Origin of the sequence: Streptomyces sp. NPDC002209 (assembly GCF_042890265.1) — a bacterium.
Taxonomy (GTDB): Bacteria; Actinomycetota; Actinomycetes; order Streptomycetales; family Streptomycetaceae; genus Streptomyces.
Genome location: NZ_JBIARX010000005.1, coordinates 409173 through 423492, shown reverse-complemented (window position 1 = coordinate 423492; position 14320 = coordinate 409173). Strand labels below are relative to the sequence as shown.

15 protein-coding genes are annotated in these 14320 nt (G+C 72.7%); 5 read left to right on the top strand and 10 right to left on the bottom strand.

Annotated features, from left to right (window positions below; genetic code table 11):
• Positions 1–32: 32 nt before the first annotated feature.
• Positions 33–494: a nitroreductase/quinone reductase family protein gene (locus tag ACFYXK_RS13605; protein ID WP_389411287.1), complete on the top strand. Its 462-nt coding sequence runs from the start codon at positions 33–35 to the stop codon at positions 492–494.
• Between the two features lie 182 nt (positions 495–676).
• Here the strand turns inward: ACFYXK_RS13605 and ACFYXK_RS13600 are convergent, their stop codons facing one another.
• Positions 677–1942, bottom strand: coding sequence for a geranylgeranyl reductase family protein (locus ACFYXK_RS13600; RefSeq protein WP_389411346.1), 1266 nt, complete (start codon positions 1940–1942; stop codon positions 677–679).
• Positions 1943–2196: 254 nt separating this feature from the next.
• Here ACFYXK_RS13600 and ACFYXK_RS13595 point away from each other — a divergent pair, with 254 nt between their 5' ends.
• Together ACFYXK_RS13595 and ACFYXK_RS13590 are read left to right on the top strand one after the other, a co-directional pair.
• On the top strand, positions 2197–3561 hold the full coding sequence (locus tag ACFYXK_RS13595) for a dipeptidase (protein ID WP_389411286.1): 1365 nt from the start codon (positions 2197–2199) through the stop codon (positions 3559–3561).
• Between the two features lie 74 nt (positions 3562–3635).
• Positions 3636–4349, top strand: a complete 714-nt coding sequence (locus ACFYXK_RS13590; protein WP_389411285.1) for an MBL fold metallo-hydrolase — start codon at positions 3636–3638, stop codon at positions 4347–4349.
• Positions 4350–4396: 47 nt separating this feature from the next.
• Here the strand turns inward: ACFYXK_RS13590 and ACFYXK_RS13585 are convergent, their stop codons facing one another.
• Positions 4397–5455, bottom strand: coding sequence for an NUDIX domain-containing protein (locus tag ACFYXK_RS13585; RefSeq protein ID WP_389411284.1), 1059 nt, complete (start codon positions 5453–5455; stop codon positions 4397–4399).
• Between the two features lie 121 nt (positions 5456–5576).
• Here ACFYXK_RS13585 and ACFYXK_RS13580 point away from each other — a divergent pair, with 121 nt between their 5' ends.
• Positions 5577–6611 (top strand): LacI family DNA-binding transcriptional regulator, encoded by a 1035-nt coding sequence (locus tag ACFYXK_RS13580; protein WP_389411283.1) that lies wholly within the window; start codon positions 5577–5579, stop codon positions 6609–6611.
• A 13-nt stretch (positions 6612–6624) separates the two neighbouring features.
• Here the strand turns inward: ACFYXK_RS13580 and ACFYXK_RS13575 are convergent, their stop codons facing one another.
• From ACFYXK_RS13575 to ACFYXK_RS13540, 8 genes are all read right to left on the bottom strand, one after another.
• Positions 6625–7512: a hypothetical protein gene (locus ACFYXK_RS13575; protein ID WP_389411282.1), complete on the bottom strand. Its 888-nt coding sequence runs from the start codon at positions 7510–7512 to the stop codon at positions 6625–6627.
• A complete protein-coding gene (locus ACFYXK_RS13570; RefSeq protein WP_389411281.1) occupies positions 7509–8465 on the bottom strand; it encodes a hypothetical protein in 957 nt (318 codons plus the stop codon). The genes ACFYXK_RS13575 and ACFYXK_RS13570 overlap by 4 nt, the downstream gene beginning before the upstream one ends.
• 272 nt (positions 8466–8737) lie before the next feature.
• Positions 8738–10036, bottom strand: a complete 1299-nt coding sequence (locus ACFYXK_RS13565; protein ID WP_389411280.1) for a DUF6986 family protein — start codon at positions 10034–10036, stop codon at positions 8738–8740.
• A 185-nt stretch (positions 10037–10221) separates the two neighbouring features.
• Positions 10222–11184 carry an electron transfer flavoprotein subunit alpha/FixB family protein gene (locus ACFYXK_RS13560; protein WP_030296678.1) on the bottom strand — a complete coding sequence of 321 codons (963 nt, stop codon included), beginning with the start codon at positions 11182–11184 and terminating at the stop codon, positions 10222–10224.
• A 59-nt stretch (positions 11185–11243) separates the two neighbouring features.
• Entirely contained in the window at positions 11244–12029 is a 786-nt protein-coding gene (locus ACFYXK_RS13555) for an electron transfer flavoprotein subunit beta/FixA family protein (protein ID WP_383511005.1), read from the bottom strand.
• 203 nt (positions 12030–12232) lie between these two features.
• Positions 12233–12754: a flavin reductase family protein gene (locus ACFYXK_RS13550; RefSeq protein WP_389411279.1), complete on the bottom strand. Its 522-nt coding sequence runs from the start codon at positions 12752–12754 to the stop codon at positions 12233–12235.
• Positions 12755–12825: 71 nt separating this feature from the next.
• Positions 12826–12906 (bottom strand): putative leader peptide, encoded by an 81-nt coding sequence (locus ACFYXK_RS13545; protein WP_353962368.1) that lies wholly within the window; start codon positions 12904–12906, stop codon positions 12826–12828.
• Between the two features lie 98 nt (positions 12907–13004).
• Positions 13005–13328 (bottom strand): thioredoxin family protein, encoded by a 324-nt coding sequence (locus ACFYXK_RS13540; protein WP_389411278.1) that lies wholly within the window; start codon positions 13326–13328, stop codon positions 13005–13007.
• A gap of 217 nt (positions 13329–13545) precedes the next feature.
• On the opposite strand from ACFYXK_RS13540, the gene ACFYXK_RS13535 reads away from it, so the two are divergent.
• The gene (locus ACFYXK_RS13535; protein ID WP_389411277.1) at positions 13546–14268 is read left to right on the top strand and encodes a lysophospholipid acyltransferase family protein; all 723 of its coding nucleotides are present in this window, start codon (positions 13546–13548) and stop codon (positions 14266–14268) included.
• The last annotated feature ends 52 nt before the right edge of the window (positions 14269–14320 follow it).

Sequence of the window (14320 nt, the reverse complement as noted above, 5' to 3'; positions counted from 1 at the left end):
GCACCGCTCTCCCAAGTGCCCCGGAGGCAGTCATGAGCAGCAGGCCCACCCCGTACTACGTCCAGGCCGGCGCTCTCGAAACCCGCTTCAACTCCCTCTTCGGGAAGCTGGCCCGGCTCGGCATCAGCCTGGCCGGCACCGCCGAGCTGTCGGTGCGCGGCCGCACGTCCGGCCAGATGCAGCGGATCCCGGTCAACCCGCACACGTACGAGGGCGAGCAGTACCTGGTGTCGGCGCGCGGCCACTCCCAGTGGGTCCGCAACATGCGGGTGGCGGGCGGCGGCGAGCTCCGCGTGGGCCGCAAGGTGCGCACGTTCACCGTCACCGAGCTCACCGACCCGGCGCAGAAGGCTGCCGTACTGCGCGCCTACCTGGCGAAGTGGGGCTGGGAGGTCAACCGGTTCTTCCAGGGCGTGACCGCGGACTCTTCCGACGCGGAGCTCCAGGCGGCGTCCGGCGACCACCCGGTCTTCCGCATCACGGTGTCGAGCTGACGGACGGGGCGCACCCCGCGCAGCCCGCCGCGCCCGTACCCATGCAGCGGCGGCCTTGCCCGCATCCCCGACAAGACCGCCGCCATCGTCCACACACCGGCCCGGAAGGGGCCTGACCCCGGCCCGGCCGGCCCCGTCGGCCCTGCTCCCCCGAGCCGCTCCCCCGGCTCCGGCTCCGGAGCCTAGGCCTGCTCCGTCTCCTGCCCCTGGCCCCGGCCCTGCTCCGGCCCCTGTGCCCGGTTGCGCGCCTGCCTGCCGTCCAGGGCGTGCAGCGCCTTGCGGGCCATCGGGTACGTCCGCACCAGGTCGGGCAGTGTCGTCGCTCCCCGGGTGATCCGGGCGAAGGCCCGCCATGCCGGGCGGAAGCCGGTGATCGCCGCGTGCATCAGACCGGGCCGGGCCTCGAAGGCGGTCAGCATGCGCTTGCCGACGCTCATCTCCACGCCCAGTCCGGCCTTGACCGCGAACGCGTAGTTCAGGGCCTGGCGGCGCGCGTCCACCGCGTCCTGCGCCTCGGAGATCTTCACGGCCCACTCCCCGGCCAGCCGGCCCGAGCGCAGCGCGAAGGAGATGCCCTCCCGGGTCCACGGCTCCAGCAGCCCGGCCGCGTCCCCCGCGACCAGCACCCGGCCGCGCGAAAGCGGCGATTCGGGCGTGCGGCAGCGGGTCAGGTGTCCGGAGGAGACGGCGGGTTCGAAGCCGGCGAGTCCGAGGCGGGCGATGAAGTCCTCCAGGTACCGCTTGGTCGCGGCGCCGTCGCCCTTCGCCGAGATGACCCCGACGGTCAGGGTGTCGCCCTTGGGGAAGACCCAGCCGTAACTGCCGGGCAGCGGTCCCCAGTCGAGGAGCACCCGCCCCTTCCAGTCCTCGGCGACGGTCTCCGGGACCGGGATCTCCGCCTCCAGGCCGAGGTCCACCTGGTCCATCTCGACCCCGACGTGCGCGCCGATCCGGCTCGCACTGCCGTCGGCGCCGACCACCGCGCGCGCCAGGACGGTCTCCCCGTCGGCGAGCACCACGGCGACCGTGCGCCGGTCGGGCACTGCCGCCCCGTGCTGCTCGACCCGCGCGACGGCCGTACCCGTACGGACGGTGGCTCCGGCCTTCTCGGCCTCGGCGACCAGCGCGGCGTCGAACTCGGGCCGGTTGATCAGCCCGAACAGCATCTGCCGCGAACGGCGGGTCCGGGTCAGCTTCCCGTTCAGCGAGAAGGTGACCGCATGGATGCGGTCCTTGAACGGCAGGACGAAACCGGGCGGAAGGGCATCGCGGGAAGGGCCGATGATCCCGCCGCCGCAGGTCTTGTAGCGGGGCAGCTCGGCCTTCTCCAGCAGCAGTACCCGCCGCCCGGCCGTCGCCGCCGCGAACGCGGCCGAGGCGCCGGCCGGTCCGGCCCCGACCACGACCACGTCCCACACCTCGCCGGTTCCCCCGGCGCTCCCGGCCATCGCGTCCCCCGCCTCCTGAGCGGCCTGCCCTGCTGCTGAGTCGGGTCCCCCGACGGTGCTGTCGTCGCTGCTCACGATGTGCTGCTGCTCCTGATCATGCGGTTGCTCCGATGCAGGGAAATCCTACGGCGCGAGTCCGCCCCGTCCTGCTGTGCGAGGATCGGGACTGTCTTTCGACGTACCCCGCATACGCCCACGACGCGGATGCGGACGGCGTACACGTACACAACGTCGCACCCAAGAGGAGCGTGCCCATGTCCCAGAATCCGATCGCCGAGACCATCGCCTCGCTGATGCCCCGCGCCAAGCAGGAGCTGACCGAGCTGGTGGCCTTCCAGTCGGTGGCGGACTGGGCGCAGTTCCCGCAGAGCGAGAGCGAGGGCGCGGCGAACTGGGTGGCCGACGCGCTGCGCGCCGAGGGCTTCCAGAACGTGTCCCTGCTCGACACCCCGGACGGCACCCAGTCGGTGTACGGCTTCCTGCCCGGCCCGGAGGGTGCGCCGACCGTTCTGCTGTACGCGCACTACGACGTGCAGCCGCCGTTGGACGACGCCGCCTGGATCTCCCCCGCGTTCGAGCTCACCGAGCGCGACGGCCGCTGGTACGGGCGCGGCGCCGCGGACTGCAAGGGCGGGTTCATCATGCACCTGCTGGCGCTGCGCGCGCTGAAGGCCAACGGCGGAGTGCCGGTGAGCGTGAAGGTGATCGTCGAGGGCTCGGAGGAGCAGGGCACCGGCGGGCTCCAGCAGTACGCCGAGGCGCACCCGGAACTGCTGACCGCCGACGCGGTCGTCATCGGCGACGCGGGCAACTTCCGGCTCGGCCTGCCGACGGTGACGGCCACCCTGCGCGGCATGACCCTGATCAAGGTGAAGATCGACACCCTCGGCGGCAACCTGCACTCCGGCATGTTCGGCGGCGTCGCCCCCGACGCGCTGGCCGCGCTGATCCGGCTGCTGGACTCGCTGCGCGCGGCCGACGGTTCGACCACGGTGGACGGCCTGGCGTCGGACGCGGTCTGGGAGGGCCTGCAGTACCCGGAGGCGGACTTCCGCGCCGACGCGAAGGTGCTGGACGGGGTCGAGCTGATCGGCGAGGGCACGATCGCGGACCGGCTGTGGGCCCGCCCGGCCGTCACGGTGCTCGGCATCGACTGCCCGCCGGTGGTCGGCGCCACCCCCTCGGTGCACGCGAGCGCCGGCGCGCTGATCAGCCTGCGGGTGCCGCCGGGCGTGGACACGGCCGAGGCCATCAAGCTGCTGGAGGCCCACCTGGTGGCGCACACCCCGTGGCAGGCGCACCTCGAACTCGAGGTCGTGGGCCAGGGCCAGCCGTTCCAGGCGGACACGAGCAGCCCCGCGTACGCGTCGATGGCGGCGGCCATGCAGGTGGCGTACCCGGGCCAGGAGATGCAGGTCGCGGGCATGGGCGGGTCGATTCCGCTGTGCAACACGCTGACCACGCTCTACCCGGAGGCGGAGATGCTGCTGATCGGGCTGAGCGAGCCGGAGGCGCAGATCCACGCGGTGAACGAGAGCGTCTCCCCGCAGGAGCTGGAGCGCCTCTCGGTCGCGGAGGCGCTGTTCCTCGTCAACTACGCGGAGTCCAAGCGCGGCTGACCTGCGCTGTGCGCGAACTCCGCTCCCGGTGAAAGGCGTGCCGGGGGCGGGGTCTGCGCACTTACGTTCGGGGTATGGATCTCGTAGAAGTACTCCCGCAGCGGCTCCACATGCTCCGTTTCCCGATCGGTCAGGCGTACCTGTGGCGCGACGGTGAGGCTCTGACCCTGATCGACTCCGGCCATGCCGGATCCGCGGCGGCGATCGAGGAGGCCGTCCGCTCCCTCGGGCTGAGCCCGGAGCGGCTGGAGCGGATCGTCCTGACGCACTGCCACCGCGACCACATCGGCGCCGCGGACGAACTCGCCGCACGCTGGGGCGCGCAGGTGGTGGCGCACCGGCTGGAGGCCCCGGTGATCCGGGGCGGGCTCCCGGTGCCGGAGCCGGTCCTGCTGGACTGGGAGGTCCCGCTGTACGCGCACGGACTGACGGTCCCCGAGGCGCCGCCGACGCGGGTCGACCGCGAGGTCGAGGACGGCGAGGTGCTCCCGTTCGGCGACGGCGCGGTGGTGGTCCACGCCCCGGGCCACACGCCCGGCAGCATCGGCATCCACCTGCCGCGCCACGGCGTGCTGTTCGCGGGCGACTGCATCGCGGGGGTGGGCCGGGTGATGCTGGGCGTCTTCAACGTGGACCGTGACGAGGCCCGGGCCTCCTTCCGCCGCCTGGCGGCGCTGTCCCCGTCGGTGGCCTGCTTCGGCCACGGCGACCCGCTGACCGAGGACACGGCGCTCACCCTTCTCGACGCCGCGGCCGCGGCCACGGATCCGGATCCGGTCGGTCCGTAGCCGCTGCCCGGCGGGGCCCGGGAGCGGAGCTCGCGGGCCCCACCGGGTCACGGGGTGGGGCGGCCCGCCTCCAGGTACAGGGGGCGGCCCCGCTCCCGGGCCCGCAGGGCCCAGCGCAGCCGCTCGTAGCGCACCGGGGGCAACAGCTCCGCCGCCTCCTCCTCCGTCACGAACCGCCAGGCCCTCAGCTCCGGGCCGGGCAGCCGGAGCCCGGCCGCGGCGGCGGCCGGGAGGCGGCCCCCGTCGAACAGCAGCCGCAGCCCCCCGTACGCCGGCGGCATCGGCGGCTCCCAGTCCACGACGAGCAGCCCCGGTACGGCGTCCAGTTCCAGGCCCAGTTCCTCCGCGACCTCCCGCACCCCCGCACGCCCCGGCGCCTCGCCCGCCTCCACGACCCCGCCCGGGAACTCCCAACCCGGCTTGTACGTCGGATCCACCAGCAGCACGCGGTCCTCGTCGTCGAAGAGCAGCACCCCCGCGGCGACCGTCTCCCGCGTCGGCTCGGGCGTCTGCACGATGTCGCAGACCCGGGCCGCGTCCGTGCGCACGGCTTCGGCGATCCGCTCCGCCGTCTCCCGGACGCTCAACTCCCCGTTGTCGATGACGTGCGCGTCCGCCGCGAGCCAGCCGCCCAGCGCCTGCTGGTACGCGGGGATGTGGTCGTACGCCCACTGCCGGACGCGCACGTCCACGTCCGCCGGGTCGCCCGGCTCCTCCCGCTTCGCGATCCGCTCCCGCAGGATCGTTTCCTCCGGGGCGAGCAGCACATGCCGCACCGGTATCCGGCGCGCCGCGAGCCCGCCGAAGATCTCGTCCCGGTACTCCTGCCGCAGCAGCGTCATCGGCACGACCAGCACCCCGCCCAGCTCCGCGAGCATCGCCGCGGCCGTGTCCACCACCAGGCGCCGCCAGCTCGGCAGGTCCTGGTAGTCGGACACCTCCGCGAGGCGCTTGCGCGGCAGCAGCTGACGTAGTGCGTCCCCGACGAGCTCCGGGTCGTACAGGGTGCTGTCCGGCAGGATCCCGGTCAGTTCGCGGGCCGTGCTGGTCTTCCCGGCGCTGAATGTGCCGTTGATCCAGACAATCACGTCTACCCCTCTCCGCATGGCTCGTCCGGAGCCCCCAGTGGCTTGCCCGCATCACCCTGCCACGGAAACCCGCTCATCGGCCCAGTGCTTATCCTCAAGGTCAGAGCCGTACCCCACCGCTTCCGGAGGATTCCGTCCCGTGCCGCAGACCCGCCGCCCGTCCGACCCCCGCTACGGCAACCGGCCGACGATGAAGGACGTGGCGGCCCGCGCGGGCGTGGGCCTGAAGACGGTGTCGCGGGTGGTCAACGGCGAGGCGGGCGTCACCCCGGACACGGTGCGGCGGGTCCGGGAGGCCATCGAGGCACTCGGGTTCCGCCGCAACGACAGCGCGCGCGTGCTGCGCAAGGGCCGTACGGCCACCGTGGGACTGGTCCTGGAGGACCTCGCGGACCCCTTCTACGGGCCGCTGAACCGGGCCGTCGAGGAGGTGGCACGGGCCCACGGGGCCCTGCTCATCAACGGGTCGAGCGCCGAGGACCCGGACCGGGAGCGGGAGTTGGCGCTGGCGCTGTGCGCACGCCGGGTGGACGGGCTGATCGTGATCCCGGCCGGGGACGACCACCGCTACCTGGAACCGGAGATCCGGGCGGGTGTGGCAACGGTGTTCGTGGACCGCCCGGCGGGCCGGATCGACGCGGACGTGGTGCTGTCGGACAGCTTCGGCGGCGCCCGCGCAGGGGTGGCGCACCTGATCGGGGGCGGCCACCGCAGGATCGGCTTCATCGGGGACCAGCCGCACATCCACACGGCGACGGAGCGCCTGCGGGGCTACCGGGCGGCGATGGCGGACGCGGGCCTGCCGGTGGCGGACTCCTGGGTCTCCCTCGGCACGACGACCCCGGAACGCGTCGGCGAGGCCGCCCGGGCGATGCTGGCGGGCCCCGACCCCGTCACCGCGGTCTTCGCGGGCAACAACCGGGTGACGGTGACGGTGGTGCGGGTCCTGGCCGAACACCGGCCTCCGGTGGCCCTGGTCGGGTTCGACGACTTCGAACTGGCCGACCTGCTGCGCCCCGGGGTGACGGTGGTCGCCCAGGACGCGGCGGCCCTGGGCCGGGTGGCCACCGACCGCCTGTTCCAACGCCTCGCCGGCGCCGCCCTCCCCCCGGCCCGCATCGAACTCCCGACCCGCCTGATCCCCCGCGGCTCGGGCGAACTCCCCCCGGCCTGAACCGGGCCGGGTGCTACTGGGCCAGGAGGCCGAGGCCCCGCTCGATGCCGGCAAGAGCCGTCTGCCCGGCGAGCGCGGGCGCGGCCTGGAGCAGGCCCGCCCTGATCCGGTGCCAGGCGCCGGCCCGGCGGACGGGATCCTGCTCCACGTCCTGCACCGCCGCCACGTCCGCGTCGAAGGCGGCCCCGCCGAGCCCGTGCTCGGACGCGAGGGCCCGGATCCGCTCGGCGAGCTCCGCCATCTGGACGGCCGGGCCGCCCAGGTGCTGGTTGACGGTCATGCCCTGCGCGGCGGCGCCTCCGTACACGTGCATGGTGAAGGCGGGCGCTGCCGGGGGTCGCTGGTCGTTCATGTACTGCCTCACGGTGGAAGTGGAGAGGGACACCGCGCAGTCCTCGCCGCGCGAAGTGAGCATCAGGGCCGGCGCGTCCGGATCGTCGGTCCACAGCTGGGCGAGGCGGTGGCCCTGGAGGTAACGGGTGGCCCGCCGGACGATGCCCTCGCTCAGCGGGAGCCCCAGGAAGCGGGTTCGGGCCACGAAGGGGCGCAGCCGGACCACGGCGTCGGGGGCCTCGGCGGCCTGGCGGACCAGCTCGTCCAGGACGTAGCAGAACTGCGCTTCCACGCGTCCGCGGGCGCGGGTGACCTGGTCGGCCTCGGCCAGTCCCGCAGCGGTCGGGCCGACGAGCGCCCCGCCGAAGACGTACTCCAGGGTCAGATGGCCGCGGCTGCGGAGCATGCGGGCGGCCGCCTCCGCCGGGGCGGCACGCGGGTCCTCGTCGGCGACGAACTCCCCGAGGAGCACGGGGATCCCGGCTGCGGGCCCGCGGCCGTACATCCAGATCAGCAGCTCGACGGCCAGATCGGCGACCGACCCCTCGGCGGGCCCTGCGGCGCTCACGGGCGGGCGACGGTGCCGGCCGCCGCGCAGAACTCGTCGATCCCCGCGCGGAGGCCGGGGTGCGCCCGGAGGGCGGCGTACTCGTTCTCCCTGGCCCGGCGCAGGAGTTCGAGCAGCTGCAGGGTGTACTCGGTGCGCCAGGCGGCCGCGTAGCGCTCCGGGTTGAGATCGGAGGCGCTCTGGACGGGGCCTGCGCTCTCCAGCGCGGCCAGCCCGGCCAGGGCCTCGCCGAGGTCGGCGATCAGATCCTCGCGGCCGCGAGCCCGTGTCGCGGGAGCCTGTGTCAAGGGAGCCCGTGTCGCGGGAGCCTGCGCCCCGGCGGGCCGTACCTCGGGGCGCGGTGGCGGCGGCGCGGTGAGGCACCGGGCGAGTTCGGTGCCCAGCTCGGCGGCGCGTGCGCACTGCTGCTCGGCCCAGGTCTGTTCGTCGGGCCGGTCGCGCAGGGCACGGGCGTAGGCCACCCGCTCGGCCTGCTTGAGCCGCTTGCCGCTGGCCTCGTCGAGGTCGGCGCGCAACTGGAGGTGGCGCCGTTCGGCGGCCTGCCGGGACTTGAGCCCGAGGGCGCTCGCGATCCGGGCCCAGGTGATCTTCTTGCGGCGGGCGGCGCCGAGCAGCCGCGCCTCATCGGTCTGGAGCTTCTCCCGCAGCTCCCGGATGACGACCAGGGCGGCGAGCAGTTCCGTCTCGGTCACTCCGTCGACGGCGTCGTACTCGACGCAGCGCGCGATGCGGTCGTACTTTTCGGCGATCTCGATGAACTGACGGGTCGAGTCGTGGATGTTCGGCAGTTCCGCGAGTCGCCCGAGCCATTTGTCCTCGGGCTGGACCGGTCGTGTCGTCAGGAGCAGCCAGGCGCTCGGCCGGTCGTATTCGGCCGCGGGGCGACCTTCGGACGTCGTCTCCCGGACGACTAATTCTGTCGTCCGGGAGACGACGTCCTGACGTTCGATCATGGGTGGATCTCCTGGAGCATGCGGTACGGGGGCACGGCGGGGGAACGCGCGGAATGTCGGGCACGCCGAGCACTCCGCTCCCCCCGCCATGCTCCAGCAAGCCGGTCGGCCATGGGGCCGGTGCCGACTATTCGCCATGTTGCGCCAGGGTGCGCCGCACGGTACGCACCACCACTTTCGGAACATGCCGCACCAAAAGCACCGCGGCCCCGCCCGGAGTCGTCCGGGCGGGGCCGCGTCATGCCGTGCGCGGTCTGCGAGCGGGCGACCGCTCAGGCCGTCGCCGTCAGGGTCGCCGAGCGGCGGGGGATGGCGAAGGCGTCCAGTTCGGCGCGGGTCAGGCCCGTCAGGGCGGTGACCTCGTCCGTGCCCACCGCGCCGCAGTCCAGGCCGCGGACCAGGTAGCCGGCCAGGGCCTTGGCCGTGGCCGGCTCGTCCATCACGTCGCCCTCGATCTTCGCGACGTACGCCTTCAGGCGCGCGGCGGCCGTCTCGAGACCCTCGCGGTAGAACGTGAAGACCGCCGCGTAGCGGGTCGGGAGGTGGCCCGGGTGCATGTCCCAGCCCTGGTAGTAGGCACGGGCCAGGGCCCGGCGGGTGAGGCCGTAGTGCAGCTTCCAGGCCTCGTGGACGTGCTCGGTGGTGCCGATCGGCAGGACGTTCGTCGAGCCGTCGGAGACGCGTACTCCGGTACCGGCGGCCGCGACCTGCATGATCGCCTTGGCGTGGTCGGCGGCCGGGTGGTCGCTCGACTGGTACGCGGCGGAGACCCCGACGCAGGCGCTGTAGTCGAAGGTGCCGTAGTGCAGGCCGGTGGCGCGGCCCTTGGAGGCCTCGATCATCCGGGCCACGGTCGCGGTGCCGTCGGAGGCGACGATCGACTGGCTGGTCTCGATCTGGATCTCGAAGCCGATCCGGCCCGGGCGCAGGCCGCGGGCGGCCTCGAAGGCCTCCAGCAGCTTGACGAAGGCGCTGACCTGCTCGGCGTACGTGACCTTGGGGAGGGTGAGGACCAGTCCGTCGGGCAGGCCGCCGTGCTCGAGCAGCCCGGACAGGAAGATGTCGGTGGTGCGGATGCCGCGGTCGCGGACGTTGGATTCCATGCACTTCATGCGGATGCCCATGTACGGGGCGTTCGTGCCGTTGGAGAAGGCTTCCGAGACGAGGCGGGCGGCGCGGGCGGCGGCCTGGTCCTCCTCCTCGTCGGAGCGGACGCCGAAGCCGTCCTCGAAGTCGACGCGGAGGTCCTCGACGGGCTCGGAGGCGAGCTTGGCGCGGACGCGGTCGTAGACGGGTACGGCCAGTTCGTCGCTGATGCCGAGCACCTTGGCGAAGGTCGCGGCGTCCGGGGCGTGCTCGTCGAGGGCCGCGAGGGCCTGGTCGCCCCAGGAGCGGATGGTGTCGGCGGCGAAGACGTCACCGGGGACGTAGACGGTGTGGATGGGCTGGCGGGTGCCGGGGTCGCCCGGGTAGTGGCGCGCGAGCTCCGCGTCCACCGGCGCGAGGGAGGCGCTGATGCCCTCGCTGACCGCGCCTGCGAGGCTCGTCGCCACCTTCTCCTGCTGACCCATCGTGCACTCTCCTCTTTTCCGCTTCACGGAAGCTTAGATCCGCATAGCAGAATTTAGTGTCGGGGTTCCGCCCAGTCAATGGTCCCTCCACCGACACGGGCAAACGACTCGGGGCCGTGCGGTGAGAAACACCACACGGCCCCGAGTCGGTCAGCCAAAGGTCAGGCTACGAAGAGAAGCGCAGGTCAGCCCTTGCGCGCCTTGATCTCCTCGGTCAGCTGCGGGACGACCGCGAAGAGGTCGCCGACCACGCCGTAGTCGACCAGGTCGAAGATCGGGGCCTCGGCGTCCTTGTTGATGGCCACGATGGTCTTCGAGGTCTGCATGCCGGCCCGGTGCTGGATCGCGCCCGAGATGCCGGAGGCGATGTACAGCTGCGGGGAGACCGACTTGCCGGTCTGACCGACCTGGTTGGAGTGCGGGTACCAGCCGGCGTCGACGGCGGCGCGCGAGGCGCCGACCGCGGCACCGAGGGAGTCCGCGAGCTCCTCGATGATGTGGAAGTTCTCGGCACCGTTGACGCCACGGCCGCCGGAGACCACGATCGCGGCCTCGGTCAGCTCGGGGCGGCCGGTCGACTCGCGCGGGGTGCGGGAGACGACCTTGGTGCCGGTGGCCAGGGCGCCGAAGGTGACGGCGAGCGCCTCGACGGCGCCGGCGGCCGGGGCGGCCTCGACCGGAGCCGAGTTCGGCTTGACGGTGATGACCGGGGTGCCCTTGGAGACACGGGACTTGGTGGTGAAGGACGCGGCGAACGCGGACTGCGTCGCGACCGGACCCTCGTCACCCGCCTCCAGGTCGACGGCGTCGGTGATGATGCCGGAGCCGATGCGCACGGCCAGGCGCGCGGCGATCTCCTTGCCCTCGGCGGAGGACGGGACGAGCACGGCGGCCGGGGAAACGGCCTCGTACGCGGCCTGCAGCGCGTCCACCTTCGGTACGACGAGGTAGTCGGCGAACTCGGGGGCGTCGGCGGTGAGGACCTTGACGGCGCCGTGCTCGGCGAGCACGGCGGCGGTGTCGGCCGCACCGGCACCGAGGGCGACGGCGACGGGCTCGCCGATGCGGCGGGCCAGCGTCAGCAGCTCGAGGGTGGGCTTGCGGACGGCGCCGTCCACGTGGTCGACGTAGACGAGAACTTCAGCCATGGGACTGCTCTCCTGCTATTGCGAAGTGTCTGGGGGCTATGAGGGGGTGGCCGAGGTTCTTAGATGAACTTCTGGCCGGCCAGGAACTCGGCCAGCTGCTTGCCGCCCTCGCCCTCGTCCTTGACGATCGTGCCGGCGGTACGGGCCGGGCGCTGCGCCGCGGAGTCGACCGCGGTCCAGGAGCCCTCGAGACCGACCTCGTCGGCCTCGATCTCGAGCTCCTCGAGGTCCCAGGACTCCACCGGCTTCTTCTTGGCGGCCATGATGCCCTTGAAGGAGGGGTAGCGGGCCTCGCCCGACTGGTCCGTCACGGAGACGAGCGCCGGGAGGGAGGCCTCGAGCTGCTCGCTCGCGGAGTCGCCGTCGCGGCGGCCGGTCACGGTGCCGTCCTCGACCTTGACCTCGGAGAGCAGGGTGACCTGCGGGACGCCCAGGCGCTCGGCCAGGATCGCCGGGAGCACGCCCATGGTGCCGTCGGTCGAAGCCATGCCGGTGATGACCAGGTCGTAGCCGGCCTTCTCGATCGCCTTGGCGAGCACCAGCGAGGTGCCCATGACGTCGGTGCCGTGCAGGTCGTCGTCCTCGACGTGGATGGCCTTGTCGGCGCCCATGGACAGCGCCTTGCGCAGCGCGTCCTTGGCATCCTCGGGGCCCACCGTCAGGACGGTGATCTCGGCGTCGTCGGCCTCTTCGGCGATCTGCAGCGCCTGCTCGACGGCGTACTCGTCGAGCTCCGACAGCAGACCGTCGACGTCGTCGCGGTCGACCGTCAGGTCATCGGCGAAGTGCCGGTCGCCGGTGGCGTCGGGCACGTACTTCACACAGACAACGATCCTCAGGCTCACGCCGGCTCTCCTACCGCATCGTCTTTTTTCTGATACCGCCTTGTGCAGGCAGCATAGGCGCCTTGTCGGGCGGATCCCGGTCGGGGCGGCCCGCGCTCCGATGGGAATGTTACTCGTCAGTACACCGTGGGTCCCCCACGGTTGCAAGGCCGGTGAACTGTGATCTGTCCAACGCCGCCCGAACCCGCCCCAGCAGGGACGATTCAGTCGCGCAACGCGTTGAAGCGACCCTGGTGGTAGAGCAGGGGGCGGCCCTCACCGGCCGGGTCCCCGGCCACGGCCTCCGCGATGATCACCCGGTGCGCCCCGGCCGGCACCCGCGCCACGACGCGGCAGACCAGCCACGCCAGGACGCCGTCCAGCAGCGGAACCTCGTGCGGACCCGGGGCCCAGCCCGTGGCCGGCCCGAACCGGTCGGCTCCGCTGCGGGCGAACAGGCCCGCCAGCTCCGTCTGGTGCTCGCCGAGTATGTGGACGCCGAGGTGCTCGGAGTCGCGTATCGCGGGCCAGCTGGAGGACCCGGTGGCGATCGTGAAGGACAGCAGCGGCGGATCGGCCGAGACGGAGTTGAGCGAGGTCGCGGTGAACCCGACCGGCCGGCCGCCGTCATCGGCGGTGATCACGGCCACTCCCGCGGCATGCCGGCGGAAGACGGAGCGGAGCAGGTCGGGCGAGCCCGGCTGGGCGGTGCTGAAGCGTGCGGACTGGGCCGTCGGGGCGGTCATGGAGGTACTTCCTTCTGCCGCGAGGGCGGCGGGCACGGGCGCGGTCGGATCGGGTCGGGGGCCGGAGTCGTTCAGTGGCTCCGACAACGCGCGCTCGCGTAGCGGACGAGGTCCACGTGGACCCGCCCGTAAAGCAGGAGTTCATACCGCATGCGGCCAGCCTGGCGATCTCTCATGTACACAGTCAAGCCGCACGGGGCAGATGCGAGGCGCGTCACGCTGCGTGCGGGCGTGCGTACCGGCGCACCGGTCATACCGCGGCACCCAGGGCGGCGATCACATCCGCCTTGCGGGGCATCCCCGCCGCGCGCCGCACGATCCGGCCGGCGCAGTCCAGGACGAGCACGGTCGGTGTCTTCTCGATGCCCAGGGCGCGCACCAGTTCGAGGTGGGCTTCGGCATCGATCTCGATGTGCACGACCCCCTCGACCAGTTCCGCCACCTCGGCGAGGATCCGCCGCGTGGCCCGGCACGGCTGGCAGAACGCACTGGAGAACTGCACCAGAGTGGCCCGCTCCCCGGGCTGCGCACCCAGTTCCGCCGCGCCCAGGCGCCCGACACCAGCCGTCACCACAGACCTCGTTCCTGCATCATTGATTGTGTTCGTACGGTGATCCGAGCGCCCCGGACACGCGCCGCATTCCCGGCGTGACGAGAATCTCCTCGGGCACAGACGTCTGGGCTGGCCAGCAGGCCGCGTATGGGGCACGATCCCCAAGGGCCGCGTACCTACGCAGCCGTAACTTCCGGCCGGGAGTACCTCCCCAGGCAGAAAGCGGGGTCTCCCCCTCATGGCTGAGCTCGTCTACCCTCCGGTGATCGGCGCCGCCCACACCCTGTTCCGGGCGCTGGACATCCGCATCGACATGAAGGGCACCGAGAACATCCCGCGCAAGGGCGGGGCCGTGCTCGTGTCGAACCACATCGGCTACCTCGACTTCATCTTCGCCGGCCTGACCGCGCGGCCGCAGAAGCGCCTGGTCCGCTTCATGGCGAAGGAGTCGGTTTTCCGCCACAAGGTGTCCGGCCCGCTGATGCGCGCGATGAAGCACATCCCGGTGGACCGCAAGCAGGGCGAGACGGCCTACCAGCACGCCCTCGACTCGCTGCGCGCGGGGGAGATCATCGGTGTGTTCCCGGAGGCGACGATCTCCCAGTCCTTCACGCTCAAGAGCTTCAAGTCGGGCGCCGCGCGCATGGCCCAGGAGGCCGGCGTCCCGCTGATCCCGGTGGCGCTGTGGGGCACCCAGCGGCTGTGGACCAAGGGCCGTCCGAAGAACCTCAAGCGCAGCCACATCCCGGTGACGATGAGGGTGGGCGAGCCCATCGAGGCGCCGAGCGACCAGTACGCCGGGGCGATTACCCGCCGCCTGCGCGAGCGGGTGCAGGAGCTGCTGGACGCGGCGCAGCGCGCCTACCCGGCCGCCCCCAAGGGCCCCGAGGACTCCTGGTGGCTGCCGGCGCACCTGGGCGGCACCGCGCCGACGGCCGCCCAGGTCAAGGAAGCGGGCTGATCCCGCACCACCGGGTCGGGTGAACGTGCGGCCCCGCCGTTCACGGCGGGGC

Excerpts from the sequence above, each read along its gene's own strand:
- ACFYXK_RS13600 (WP_389411346.1), bottom strand. The coding sequence starts at position 1,942 with ATGGCCGGGAGCGCCGGGGGAACCGGCGAGGTGTGGGACGTGGTCGTG.
- ACFYXK_RS13560 (WP_030296678.1), bottom strand. The coding sequence starts at position 11,184 with ATGGCTGAAGTTCTCGTCTACGTCGACCACGTGGACGGCGCCGTCCGC.
- ACFYXK_RS13605 (WP_389411287.1), top strand. The coding sequence starts at position 33 with ATGAGCAGCAGGCCCACCCCGTACTACGTCCAGGCCGGCGCTCTCGAA.
- ACFYXK_RS13550 (WP_389411279.1), bottom strand. The coding sequence starts at position 12,754 with ATGACCGCCCCGACGGCCCAGTCCGCACGCTTCAGCACCGCCCAGCCG.
- ACFYXK_RS13535 (WP_389411277.1), top strand. The coding sequence starts at position 13,546 with ATGGCTGAGCTCGTCTACCCTCCGGTGATCGGCGCCGCCCACACCCTG.
- ACFYXK_RS13545 (WP_353962368.1), bottom strand. The coding sequence starts at position 12,906 with ATGCGGTATGAACTCCTGCTTTACGGGCGGGTCCACGTGGACCTCGTC.
- ACFYXK_RS13590 (WP_389411285.1), top strand. The coding sequence starts at position 3,636 with ATGGATCTCGTAGAAGTACTCCCGCAGCGGCTCCACATGCTCCGTTTC.
- ACFYXK_RS13570 (WP_389411281.1), bottom strand. The coding sequence starts at position 8,465 with ATGATCGAACGTCAGGACGTCGTCTCCCGGACGACAGAATTAGTCGTC.
- ACFYXK_RS13565 (WP_389411280.1), bottom strand. The coding sequence starts at position 10,036 with ATGGGTCAGCAGGAGAAGGTGGCGACGAGCCTCGCAGGCGCGGTCAGC.
- ACFYXK_RS13595 (WP_389411286.1), top strand. The coding sequence starts at position 2,197 with ATGTCCCAGAATCCGATCGCCGAGACCATCGCCTCGCTGATGCCCCGC.
- ACFYXK_RS13585 (WP_389411284.1), bottom strand. The coding sequence starts at position 5,455 with ATGCGGAGAGGGGTAGACGTGATTGTCTGGATCAACGGCACATTCAGC.